Source organism: Butyricimonas sp. DFI.6.44 (assembly GCF_022132345.1).
Taxonomy (GTDB): domain Bacteria; phylum Bacteroidota; class Bacteroidia; order Bacteroidales; family Marinifilaceae; genus Butyricimonas; species Butyricimonas muris.
In genome coordinates this window covers 121060-134666 of sequence record NZ_JAKNJD010000006.1, presented here as the reverse complement: position 1 = coordinate 134666, position 13607 = coordinate 121060, and the positions used below count along the sequence as shown (strand labels likewise).

The following is a 13607-nucleotide window of genomic DNA, read 5'->3' as shown; positions in this document are numbered from 1 at the left end:
ATTATTCTTATCCCTGCCCTAAATGTTTTCACAACGGAATAATCCTTATTGTGATTTGCTTAAATTAGTATCGCAAACATAGAAAAAAATAAACGAAATACCATAGGATTTTTAAAGAAATATTTATAGTTTTGAAGAAATTCAAACAGTATGGTCATGGGGGAAAAAATTTTAGGACTGGATTTAGGAACTAACAGTATCGGCTGGGCTCTAATAAACGGTAATATTGATAACGAGGACAAAATACAATTAAAGGAAATAGAAGCCGCCGGCAGTCGCATTATTCCGATGGATGCCGCCATATTGGGGGACTTCAATAAAGGAAATTCAACATCACAAACCGCTGAACGTACCCGCTATAGAGGCGTACGCCGTTTACGAGAGAGGCATTTATTAAGACGTGAACGTTTACACCGTGTTTTAGATTTACTGGGATTTTTACCTGAACATTACACGAATCATTTGGATCGTCACGGGAAATTCTCAACAGGCATTGAATGTAAACTTCCGTGGAAACCGGATGAAAACGGAATACATGAATTTATTTTCAAAGATTCTTTCAATGAAATGTTATTTGATTTTGCCACCCATGCACCTGAATTAGTCGCGGGCAATAAAAAAGTTCCTTATGATTGGACGCTATACTATTTGCGCAAAAAGGCTCTAACACAAAAAATCAAGAAAGAGGAACTGGCATGGATACTACTAAATTTTAACCAAAAACGAGGCTACTATCAACTCCGGGGAGAAGAAGAAAAAGAAAATTCCTCTAAACTGGAAGAATTTTACGCGCTTAAAGTCGTAAAAGTAGAAGACAGCGGAGAAAAAAAAGGAAAAGACTCGTGGTATAACATTCATCTGGAGAATGGCATGATATATCGCCGGACAAGTGCCACTCCTTTAGAGTGGGAAGGCAAAATAAAAGAATTCATCGTAACAACAGATATAGACGCGGAGGGAAACCCTAAAAAAGACAAAGAAGGGAATATAAAAAGATCTTTTAGAGCACCGAAAGAAGAGGATTGGACGCTTTCAAAAAAAAGAACCGAGGCTGATATCGAGAAGAGTGGTGAAACCGTGGGCAGATATATTTACGATACCTTGTTACAGAATCCTTCTCAAAAAATACGCGGGAAACTGATACACACGATCGAGCGTAAATATTACAGGGATGAACTTCAACAGATACTGAAGGCACAAATCAAATTTCACCCGGAATTACAGGACAAAGAATTATATACTACCTGTATTCAAGAACTTTATCCCAACAACGAGGCACATCGCAATAATATTGCCGCAAGAGATTTTATTCACCTTTTCATGAATGACATTATCTTTTATCAACGCCCGTTGAAAAGTAAAAAGTCGCTCATTGAAAATTGCCCGTACGAGCAGAATACTTTCGTTGACACGGAAACAGGAGAAATCAAGACCTCCCCGATCAAATGTATCGCCAAATCCCACCCGTTATTCCAAGAATTTCGCCTGTGGCAATTTATCTCCAACATCCGTATTTACCAGAAAGAAGGCGAAAATGCAGGGGTTGATATAGATGTCACCCGACAATTATTGCCCACAGAAGAAGATTACGCCGAATTGTTCTCGTGGTTAAATGACAAAAAAGAGATCGACCAAAAGAATTTTTTGAAATATCCGGCATTTCACTTGAAAAACAAAGCCGCCAATTACAGATGGAATTATGTCGAAGAAAAAACTTATCCTTGCAATGAAACCCATGCCCAAATCTTGGCTTATCTCGGGAAAGCACACGTAGCTCCCACCTTCCTCACGAGGGAAAAAGAAGAAGCCTTGTGGCATATTTTATACTCGGTGGAGGATAAACAAGAAATTGAAAAAGCTCTTCGGTCGTTTGCCCGTAAAAATAATTTGAATGCCGAATTCGCGGACGTATTTAAAAAGTTCCCTCCTTTCAAAAAAGAATACGGAGCCTATTCAGCCAAAGCTATCAAGAAATTACTTCCCTTGATGCGAAGCGGAAAGTACTGGAACGAAACTGCTATTGATGCCCAAACCAAGACTCGAATTGACAAAATAATTGCCGGAGAGTACGACGACAATATACGAAACCGGGTTCGGGAGAAAGCGATTAACCTAACCTCCATCAATGACTTCCATTCGTTGCCCACGTGGCTGGCGTGTTATATCGTTTACGATCGTCACTCGGAAATGAAAGATATCACCCGGTGGAAGACTCCCGCGGATATAGACGATTACTTGCAATCATTCAAGCAACATTCATTGCGTAATCCGATCGTGGAACAAGTGATCACGGAGACATTACGCACGGTTCGAGATATTTGGAAACAAGCAGGTCGGATTGATGAAATTCACGTCGAGCTTGGACGAGAGATGAAGAATCCGTCCGGCAAGCGTGCCGACATAACACGACAGATTTTGGAAAATAAAAACACGAACTTACGCGTCAAAATGTTGTTGACGGAATTTATAAATCCGGAATTCGAGATTGAAAATGTTCGTCCTTATTCTCCAAGCCAACAAGATATTTTGCGTATTTACGAGGATACCGTGTTAAATAGTACTCCCGAATTACCGGAAGATATTTCTTCCATATTGGACAAATTCAAACAAGGTGACACGAAAAGGTACCCCTCCCGTTCTGAAATCTTACGTTACAAGCTGTGGTTGGAACAAAAATATGTATCCCCGTATACAGGTGAGGTAATACCACTTGGCAAATTGTTCACTCCCGCTTATGAAATAGAACATATCATCCCGCAAGCACGTTATTTTGATGATTCGTTCAGCAACAAGGTGATTTGTGAAGCGGAAGTGAATAAATTAAAAAGTAATTGCTTGGGGTACGAGTTTATCAAAAAACATCCCGGGGAAAAGGTGTACCTCGGTTCCGGGAAAACGGTTGAAATTTTCTCCGTTGAAGCCTACGAGCGTTTCGCGCGTGAACACTATTCGCGTAACCGTGGTAAAATGAAGAAACTGCTCATGGAGGATATTCCCGAGCAATTCATTGCCCGCCAATTGAATGACAGCCGCTATATCAGTAAAGTAGTAACATCTTTGCTCTCGAATATCGTGCGGGAAGAAGGAGAAGAAGAGGCTCTTTCCAAAAATGTCATCGTGTGCACGGGTGGCGTTACCGATCGGCTGAAGAAGGATTGGGGGGTTAATGATGTTTGGAACAAAATTATTCTACCCCGTTTTGTTCGGTTGAATGAAATAACGGGGTGCTCTCGATTTACATCCGTGAGCGCGAACGGACATATTATTCCTTCAATCCCCCTCGAATTGCAGAAAGGTTTCAATAAAAAGCGTATCGACCATCGCCACCACGCTATGGATGCTATCGTCATCGCGTGCGCGAATCGTAATATCGTGAATTACCTGAATAACCAGTCGGCAAGCAACAAAGCAAAGGTTGCCCGCCATGACTTGCAATCGTTACTCTGTACCAAATATAAAACTGACGATAAAGGTAATTATAAATGGATTCTCAACAAGCCTTGGGAAACATTCACGCGAGATATGCAGACGGCATTGCAAAACATCATTGTCAGTTTCAAGCAGAATCTGCGTGTCATAAATAAAACGACAAATCACTACCTGCATTACGAAAACGGGAAAAAAGTATCTACCAGTCAGACGAAGGGAACAAGTTGGGCTATCCGCAAACCGATGCATAAAGAAACCGTCTTCGGAGAAGTGAATCTGCGCAAAATAAAAACGGTTTCACTGAAGGAGGCTATCAAGCAACCACAAACGATCGTGGAAAAAGACTTAAAAAAGAAATTAATAGCCATGCTCGAACTAGGTTATGATAGCGGGAAGATAAAGAAGTATTTTGAAGACAATCGTGATGTCTGGCAAGACATTAATCTTTCAAAGATTGAAGTTTATTATTTCACGCAAGAAACAAAGGACAGGTATTTTGCCACTCGCAAACCATTGGATACGACATTTACCCGAAAGAAAATAATAGAAGAAATAACGGATACAGGTATTCAGAAAATCCTGCTCCGCCATTTAGAGGAAAATAATGATGATCCCAATTTAGCGTTTTCGCCCGACGGGATTGGTGCCATGAATCGGGATATAAAGCGACTTAACGACGGGACGCACCATCAACCTATTTATAAAGTAAGATGGTACGAGAAAGCTGATAAATTTGCCGTCGGACAATCGGGAAATAAAAGTTCAAAATTCGTGGAAGCCGCTAAAGGTACCAATCTATTCTTCGCGATCTATGAAACGGAAAGTGTTGATCCAGAAACCGGCACGTTTGCACGCAAAAGAACGTACGCAACAATCCCGTTAAATACGGTTATTGACCGGCAAAAGAAAGGATTGTCGCCCGCTCCCGAGGACGCAAATGGGGATAGCCCGAAATATATTCTTTCGCCCAATGATTTGATATATTTACCCACGGCGAAGGAGGTGAGTGATGGAGAGATTCATTTCCCGATAGATCGGGAGCGGGTGTATAAAACGGTGTCAGCCACCGGTAACCGATGTTTCTTTATCAAAGCGGAAGTTGCAAAAAGCATTGTAGATAAAATGGAATTTTCTTCTATGAATAAAATGGAACGAGCAATCACTCGAGAAAAGGAAATGATAAAAGAAACCTGTCTTCCCCTCAAAATAGATCGTCTGGGAAATATTATAAAAATAGGAGACTTTAAACCGGAATAGCCATGCAAGAGGAAAATAAAAGTCAAATTCTTCTTTATCAAACAGAAGATGGAGCAGCCAAAATAGAAGTGATCCTTTCCGAGGACACGGTTTGGCTGAGTATTGATCAAATGGCGGAATTATTTCAACGCAATAAATCCACGATATCCAGACATATAAAAAACGTATTGGAGAGTGGCGAATTAAAAACAGAGGCAGTTGTTGCAAAAAATGCAACAACTGCCTCTGACTTGAAAACATATCAAGTTTCTTATTACAATCTTGATATGATTATCAGCGTGGGGTATCGGGTAAATTCCCACCGGGGCGTACAATTCCGTATATGGGCCACGCAAGTGTTGAAAGAATATTTAGTAAAAGGATTTGCACTCAATGACGATTTGTTGAAGAGAGCGGGAGGAGGCAATTATTTTGATGAATTGCTCGCACGTATTCGTGACATCCGTTCATCGGAAAAACTATTCTACCGGAAAGTTCTTGAAATTTATGCACTCAGCATAGATTATGACCCGCGTACGGAAATGACCCGATTGTTTTTTGCCACGATACAGAACAAGATGCATTTCTCGGTTCACGGGCACACGGCAGCTGAAATTATTTATAACCGAGCAGACGCGGAGAAAGATTTCATGGGCTTGACCACGTGGACAGGAATGATACCAAAACGAAGTGACGCCGAGTACGCCAAAAATTATCTGACCGAAGAAGAACTGGATATCTTGAACCGAATCGTTAGCCTCTTTCTCGATTTCGCGGAATTGCAAGCTAAAAGTCATACACCCATGTACATGAAAGACTGGATGCAAAAACTGGATGATTTTCTTAAACTTTCCGGGAAGGAACTATTGACACACGCCGGAAGCATCTCGGCAGAAATAGCAAAACTGAAAGCTGATACCGAATACGACAAATTCAAGCAACGAACGGATTCGCAATTATCTCCCGTGGAGATACATTTTATCGAGAACTTTGAAAGAGAGAGGAAAAATCTAAAACAATAAACGGCACTCACAGAAATATTTACACCATGATCAAGAAAACTCTCTATTTTGGCAATCCCGTATATCTTTCTTTACGAAACGGGCAACTAGTCATCAAATTGCCCGAAGTTGAAAAAAGCACATCTCTTCCCGAAACTCTAAAAAAACAAGCTGAAACAACCCGGGCTATCGAGGATATAGGCATTGTAATACTGGACAACAAACAAATCACCATTACATCCGGGGTCATTGAAGCTTTACTGGAAAACAATTGTGCGCTTATCACTTGCGACAGTAAAAGTATGCCTGTAGGTCTTATGTTGCCACTTTATGGTAATACAACACAAAATGAACGTTTCCGTGAACAATTAGACGCCTCTGTACCTCTAAAGAAACAGCTTTGGCAACAAACCATTCAAACCAAAATAAATAATCAAGCAACCGTATTAAGCCTTTGCACTCACGAGGAAATAAAATGTATGCGTGTTTGGGCAAATAACGTACGAAGCGGCGACCCGGACAATTTAGAAGCTCGAGCCGCGGCATATTACTGGAAATTATTATTTAGCAACATAAAAGGATTCACTCGCGAACGTGAAGGTATTCCTCCCAACAATCTATTGAATTACGGTTATGCAATCTTACGTGCCATCGTGGCACGAGGACTTGTCACAAGCGGCTTGTTACCGACTCTAGGGATTCATCATCATAATCGCTATAACGCTTATTGCCTTGCTGATGATATCATGGAACCCTACCGACCTTACGTGGACGAACTGGTATTTCAATTAACGAACGCACACGATATACCTATTGAGTTAACAAAAGAATTAAAAGCATCTTTGCTCACGATCCCAACTTTAGAAGTTGTTATTAATGGTAGACGTAGCCCTCTAATGGTAGCTGTAGGCCAAACAACAGCTTCACTTTATAAATGTTTTTGCGGGGAAAGCCGTAAAATAGTTTATCCCGAACGATAGTAGCATGGATCGTTTCAGTGAATATCGTATTATGTGGATACTTGTTTTCTTCGACTTGCCAACAGATACTAAAAAAGATAAAAGAGCATATTTCGATTTCCGGAAAAATTTACAACGGGATGGTTTTACTATGTTTCAATTTTCTATCTATATCCGCCATTGCGCTAGCATGGAAAATGCAGAAGTCCATATTAAAAGAGTGAAATCCTTTCTTCCTGAATTTGGAAAAGTAGGAATTATGTGCATCACAGATAAACAATTTGGAAGTATTGAATTATTTTATGGACATAAACCACAAGCACCCGATTCTCCCGGCCAACAATTGGAATTATTTTAAAACAATAAATCCCACTTTTATGTGAGATTTATTGTAAGGATTCTATCCCTTTTTTCTTTCCTATTTCAAGATATAAATCTTTGTTATTCAAACAATAACAAAGATTGAGTTGTTTCCAATAGGTCAAAGATACTAATTTGTAAGCAAATCACAACGAACGGTCACACCCTTATAAAGAAGTTCGCGTTGTTTCCAATAGGTCAAAGATACTAATTTGTAAGCAAATCACAACTCTTAATACCGGATTGATAACATCATTTTCGTTGTTTCCAATAGGTCAAAGATACTAATTTGTAAGCAAATCACAACTGCGGCTTCTATGTAACGTCGGTAGTCCGCGTTGTTTCCAATAGGTCAAAGATACTAATTTGTAAGCAAATCACAACTCTGCTGCTTATGTTCGTCTTCGTGAGTATGTTGTTTCCAATAGGTCAAAGATACTAATTTGTAAGCAAATCACAACGGATTTCGAGGATTCGTTCTCACCTTGAAAGTTGTTTCCAATAGGTCAAAGATACTAATTTGTAAGCAAATCACAACTGTACAGGGTAAAAACCTTACAGAAATAGAGTTGTTTCCAATAGGTCAAAGATACTAATTTGTAAGCAAATCACAACGGATTTCTGGGATTCGTCCTTACTTTGAAAGTTGTTTCCAATAGGTCAAAGATACTAATTTGTAAGCAAATCACAACCATACTGTCCATTCTGTGGAGAGAAGTATGGTTGTTTCCAATAGGTCAAAGATACTAATTTGTAAGCAAATCACAACGGTATTGTCGAGAGACACCCGAATGTGTTAGTTGTTTCCAATAGGTCAAAGATACTAATTTGTAAGCAAATCACAACGATTTCATTTAAGCCCTTGCAACGATATCGTTGTTTCCAATAGGTCAAAGATACTAATTTGTAAGCAAATCACAACGGATTTCGTGGGTTCGTCCTCACTTTGAAAGTTGTTTCCAATAGGTCAAAGATACTAATTTGTAAGCAAATCACAACTCTGATTCTGTGAGTAGATTCCAATCAGCGGTTGTTTCCAATAGGTCAAAGATACTAATTTGTAAGCAAATCACAACCCTTTTATGTATCGTTGTTGCAATTGAGAGGTTGTTTCCAATAGGTCAAAGATACTAATTTGTAAGCAAATCACAACTGTTTTGCAAGAATGGGCTGACAAATTCGGTTGTTTCCAATAGGTCAAAGATACTAATTTGTAAGCAAATCACAACGGATTTCTCGGGTTTGTTCTCACCTTGAAAGTTGTTTCCAATAGGTCAAAGATACTAATTTGTAAGCAAATCACAACCACTTTTCTAACCGAATGTATATCCGTTGAGTTGTTTCCAATAGGTCAAAGATACTAATTTGTAAGCAAATCACAACAAGACTCTCAAAAACAACCTACTCCGGAAGTTGTTTCCAATAGGTCAAAGATACTAATTTGTAAGCAAATCACAACTGGGAAGAAATGCTTCCTTCTGATGAATTGTTGTTTCCAATAGGTCAAAGATACTAATTTGTAAGCAAATCACAACACTTGTCATACTCTTCCCCCGGAACCGTATGTTGTTTCCAATAGGTCAAAGATACTAATTTATATGTAAATTACAATACACAACAATATGGCTACAATCTAAGATCAAGATAAATCTCAATGCTAAAACTCGCAATAACGAGAGATAGACCGTGCTCCTAACGAAATAAATCTTTTCCCCATTCATTAGTAATATTAAAAAATACGTATTATTTTTGCGGCGTTATGGTTCTCGTGTGAGATATTCTACAATCTTACGTGAGATTAATAGGGAATCAGGTGCAAATCCTGAACAGATCCACTGCTGTAAGTTTCGTAACAACTTCTCCGGCACTCATGATCCACTGTCCATTTTAAGGATGGGAAGGACGCCGGGAAGGAAACAAGTCAGAAGACCTGCCATGCACAACATTGTTTAACGTTCAAGGGGAAGGAAGAACGTGAACGCCGATAGCTTAACAATTGTCGACCGTGTACGTCAAGCCTTTTTCTGACTAAAAGGGAATTTATGTTCATGAAAAAGTGGTTTTATTTTCTGGCAATCGTATGGATTAGCATGACGTTAGCGTCGTGCGACAAACCGGGGATGCCTTATCCCGACGGGGTGCTGGGCGACGGGGATATCGAGGCTCTCGTGCTGAACGAGGGGTTGATTAACACGAACGCCGGGGCGATATCGGTGATATACAAAGACAGTACCGTGGTAGTAGATGCCTTTCAAGACGTGAACCACCGCCCGATGGGTGACGTGGCACAATCCATCACGCTGATTAACGGAAAGTATTTCGTGGCGATGAATAACTCGAAGAAAATCGAGGTGGTCAATCCCGTGACGTTCAAATCCGAGGGAACGATACTCTACACGCAGGCGGGTTACCCGCGACAGATAGTGCCTATCTCGGAAACAGAAGCCGTCGTGTCCGACTTGAACCGACAACTGGTGCGTATTCGCACGGTAGCCCCTTACGGGAAGCCGCTGGAATATATTTCAATCCCGAGATGGGTGGAATATCTGGTCGTGGCGGAAAATAAAGTGTTCGGCATGACGCAGGGAGGTTTGTACGTGTTCGATGCCAACAATATCAATAAAGAGTACGCCCGGGTAATCAAGGATATATACAACGAGGAGTACACGAAGACGTGCCGGATGCTGATAGACAAAGACGGCATAATCTGGGGATTGATGTACCAGAAAAGGAGCGGTGTCGTGACAGGCGTCACGCTGAAAGGCGTAGACCCGAAACGGGAAAAAGTGGTAAAATCGTACACCCTCCCCATCGGCGACCCGAATTCACAGACCCCGGGCGAGATTATCGGCTATATCAATTACAACCGCACGGATATCGACCCGACGGGAACATGGATATACTTCAACGTGAAAACCCGTGCGACAGAAGAAAACGCCAAGGGCGAAAAAGAACAACAGAGCGTGTACCGAATGAACGTGACGACGGGTGAATTCGAACATTATTACGACCTGCCGGGCGTGGGTATGATGTACGGGTTCGCGGTTAGCCCCGAAGGCGACGTTTACCTGTGCGATTGTTTGGATTACACGGCACAAAGAGGTTATATCCGTCATTACCTGAAAGACGGGAGAAGGGTAAGCCACAAAGTGGGTGTTTATCCCGGACAAGTGTATTTCCCCGGGTATCAACAATAAAACAGTGATTATGCTCAAAAAAATAACGATAGGATTATGTGCCTGTTTCACGCTGGGCGGCGGGATGCAGGCAGAGGCACAGCGGCGGGATTCGGTGGCGATGCACGGGACTCTCGACACGGTGCAAGTGGTGAGTCAACGTATCCAACACGCCAACGAGGCAAATGCCGGGGCGAAGGTTAGCCGCATAGACCCGGAAATCATGCAAGCGAATAAAACCCGTTCGTTGGCGGAGTTACTGACGGACTACACGGCTATTTATATCAAGAGCCTCGGGATGGGAGCCTTGTCGACCGCCTCCTTCCGTGGAGCCAGTCCCTCGCAAACACGGGTGAACTGGAACGGCATCAATATCACGCCGCCGATGTCGGGAACGTTCGATTTCTCGCAAATCCCGGTTTTCTTCACGGACAATATCAACTTGTATTACGGGAGCAGCCACGTGAAGAACGGGACGGGAGCCATCGGGGGAAGTGTCAACCTATTCACCGACCCAGATTGGCGAAAGGGAGTAAGCGGGAAAGTGCTGGGCGAGTACGGTTCCTACGGCACGTACACCACGGGGGCACAAGTAAACACAGGCGGAGAGAAATCAAGTTTCAAAACCCGCCTGTATTACCAGCACTCGGATAACAACTATACTTATTTGAACAAGATTCTGACCAACGTCCCCTTCCGCGAGAAACGGCAGGATGCCGATTACACGCAATGGGCGGCAATGCAAGAAGGTTATTTCCGGTTGTCGCACTACACCCGGTTGACGGCAGTAGCATGGTATCAAGAGGGCGAACGGATGTTGCCCCCCGCGCTTGGGGTGGTGAACCAATCACACGAGAAACAGCGGGAAACGAATTTCCGGGCATACGTAGGCGTGGATTTCACCCGGGGCATACACGCCCTGCACGTGAAAGCGGCGTGGCTGTACTACCGGCAGAAGTACGACAAATGGTACGCCGGGGGGATGTTCGACCCCGAGGGTACTAAAAATCAATCGCAGACGTGGCAAGGCATTGCAGACTACACGTGTACCCCGCGGGAAAATCTCGTGCTGGGGACAAGCCTGACTTACTCGCACGATTTGATACGGGTGAGCAGTTACATTGATATTGACTCGTCGAAATACACGCTGGGCGACGTGGATTATGATATCCCGGTGGTGGAACCGCCATTCCACCATCACCGTAACGTGCTGTCGTGGCAGGCATCGGCGTTGTGGACCCCAGTGGAATGGATGATGCTGAACGGGCAGTATATGTTCGAGCAAAACGATAGCCGGGGAGTATCCACGTGGTCGGCGGGCGTGGTATTCAACCTGTGGGAAAAAGAGTTGCAGGTAAAGGGAAATATGGCTTACAACTATCGGTTCCCAAGCATGAACGACCTCTATTGGCGACCGGGAGGCAACCCGGAGGTGAAGCCGGAAGACGGGTACTCGTATGACGCTTCCGTGGCTTACCGGAAACACTTGTACCGGGGGTTATCGCTGGACGCAGAGGTATCGGGCTACTTGATGTATATCGACAACTGGATACTATGGTTGCCCAAGGACGGGAATCAATGGGTGTGGACGCCGCAGAATCACCGCAACGTGCGCTCGGAAGGCGTGGAACTGTACGGGAAGCTGACATACGAGATGGGGGATTTAAAGGTGAACGCATCCGGTAATTACAGTTGGTCGCAATCCCGTACCCGCAAGAAACAGCACGAGGACGACGGCTCTTACATGAAGCAGATTCCTTACGTGCCACGCTTCAAATGGAACGTGCGGGTTGCCGCCGATTACCGGGGAGCCTTTTTCTCGTGGCAAGTGACTTACATCGGGCGACGCTTTATCACGACCGACCAAGCATACGCTACTGACCCCTATTCGGTACACAATATATTGGCAGGCTACCGTCACGAGTTCCGTAACGGGATGAGCCTCACCCCGCAGATACGGGTGGACAATCTACTGGACACTTATTACGAATCCACGCAGTACTACCCGATGCCGTTGCGAAACTGCCTCGTGTCGCTGATGTGGGAATTTTAGAGGAAGAATAAACAAGTTATATAATATTACATGATGAAAATTAGAATTATGAAGAAGTTTTATTTAGCACTTTTATTTTTGGGAATATTTGTAGGATTCTTGAGTTCTTGTAGTGATGATGACGATAACTGGACACCCGTACCACCGACCGTAACCATCGAAAGCGAGAGTGGTAGTTTTTCGACGCTCCCGATGGAATCTATCGTACTGAAAGCCAAAGTTGACAACCCAACGGAAACAAGTTTGGAGTGGTTTGTAAACGGGGAAAAAGTGGCAACAGATTCTATTTATACCTTCACGGCAGAAAGTATTGGTAATTATAATGTTTCTGTTATAGCATACACTACAAATAGCCGCAATCACGCTTCCACGTCAATCGAAGTTCACGGGAAATACAAGTATGGTACTTTTATCGTAAACGAATCACCCATGGGCAGTCCCGGGAGTTTAATTTTCATTAATCCTAAAGGAGAGGTGACAGATAACGCCTATTACCTTGAAAACGGAGGTGACTTGGGAAAGCAAAGCCAAGATCTATTCATCAAAAACAATAAAATGTATATTCTTTCACAAAACGGGGGTGATGACGGAGGCTTTTTAACCATCCTCAATGCAGAAACATTGAAAAGGGAGCGAAAATTTCAGGAAGAACTTAACGGACAGGTGAGTATGCCTAGCCACGTGGCAGTACTAGGAGATGATAACATTTACCTACGTGACAATAATGGAATAAAAAGATTTCAACCATCAAGCGGAACCGTCACTCTTATTGAAGGCACAAAGGGTGCTCGGAAAAATACAATGGCTGTTGCTGACGGGAAAGTTTTTGCCACAGTAAAAAACACGGTTGTCGTAATTGAAGCAGGTAAAGATGCAATTAGCAATACGATTGAATTTGACGGGAATGTTTCCGGTGTAATTAAAGCATCCGACGGGAATCTTTGGGTTTCCGATGCATCCGGGAAAATCACTAAAGTTGACCCGAAAACATACGCCAAACTAGGAAGCAGCACTGTATCAGAGGAAGCAAAAAGCCTTCTGAACCCATCATACGCAGCAGCCCCCAGCATTACAGCCAAAGGGGACACGCTATACATGAGTGCCCTTAAATCAACAATTTACCGTCATATTTTCAGCACGGGAGAAACGAAATTAATGGTGGATGCCAAAACGATGGTCGACAACGTCGGTATCATTTACAACACGTGCGCTGTTCACCCGATTACCGGAGAAGTTTATCTAAATTCCATAAAAGGATACGGCCAAGACTACAAGATTAATAACATCAGTGTATTCAACTTTAGCGGGGATGAACCAGAATTAAGTGCAAATTACGAAAATCACACGGCATTCCCCGCCGGCACATTCTTCACTTATAATTTTGAATAAACGG

Annotated in this window: 7 protein-coding genes, 1 CRISPR repeat array and 1 riboswitch; all 7 genes read left to right on the top strand. The window is 42.8% G+C overall.

The window, feature by feature from the left end; all coding sequences use genetic code 11:
- Window positions 1-156: 156 nt before the first annotated feature.
- The 7 genes from cas9 (at window position 157) to L0M98_RS09795 (ending at window position 13603) form a co-directional block, all read left to right on the top strand.
- Window positions 157-4686, top strand: a complete 4530-nt coding sequence (gene cas9 / locus L0M98_RS09825; protein WP_227215749.1) for a type II CRISPR RNA-guided endonuclease Cas9 — start codon at window positions 157-159, stop codon at window positions 4684-4686.
- A gap of 2 nt (window positions 4687-4688) precedes the next feature.
- On the top strand, window positions 4689-5687 hold the full coding sequence (locus tag L0M98_RS09820) for a virulence RhuM family protein (protein ID WP_186974583.1): 999 nt from the start codon (window positions 4689-4691) through the stop codon (window positions 5685-5687).
- Window positions 5688-5713: 26 nt separating this feature from the next.
- A complete protein-coding gene (gene cas1 / locus L0M98_RS09815) occupies window positions 5714-6646 on the top strand; it encodes a type II CRISPR-associated endonuclease Cas1 (protein WP_186974584.1) in 933 nt (310 codons plus the stop codon).
- A 4-nt stretch (window positions 6647-6650) separates the two neighbouring features.
- A complete protein-coding gene (gene cas2 / locus L0M98_RS09810; RefSeq protein WP_099290946.1) occupies window positions 6651-6983 on the top strand; it encodes a CRISPR-associated endonuclease Cas2 in 333 nt (110 codons plus the stop codon).
- Between the two features lie 108 nt (window positions 6984-7091).
- Window positions 7092-8597: direct repeats of the CRISPR family, unit length 47 nt; unit sequence GTTGTTTCCAATAGGTCAAAGATACTAATTTGTAAGCAAATCACAAC.
- Between the two features lie 130 nt (window positions 8598-8727).
- A riboswitch (cobalamin riboswitch) is annotated at window positions 8728-8937 on the top strand.
- A 96-nt stretch (window positions 8938-9033) separates the two neighbouring features.
- On the top strand, window positions 9034-10182 hold the full coding sequence (locus L0M98_RS09805) for a DUF5074 domain-containing protein (RefSeq protein WP_227215750.1): 1149 nt from the start codon (window positions 9034-9036) through the stop codon (window positions 10180-10182).
- 10 nt (window positions 10183-10192) lie between these two features.
- On the top strand, window positions 10193-12214 hold the full coding sequence (locus tag L0M98_RS09800) for a TonB-dependent receptor plug domain-containing protein (RefSeq protein ID WP_227215751.1): 2022 nt from the start codon (window positions 10193-10195) through the stop codon (window positions 12212-12214).
- A gap of 48 nt (window positions 12215-12262) precedes the next feature.
- A complete protein-coding gene (locus L0M98_RS09795) occupies window positions 12263-13603 on the top strand; it encodes a DUF5074 domain-containing protein (RefSeq protein WP_227215752.1) in 1341 nt (446 codons plus the stop codon).
- Window positions 13604-13607 lie beyond the last annotated feature (4 nt).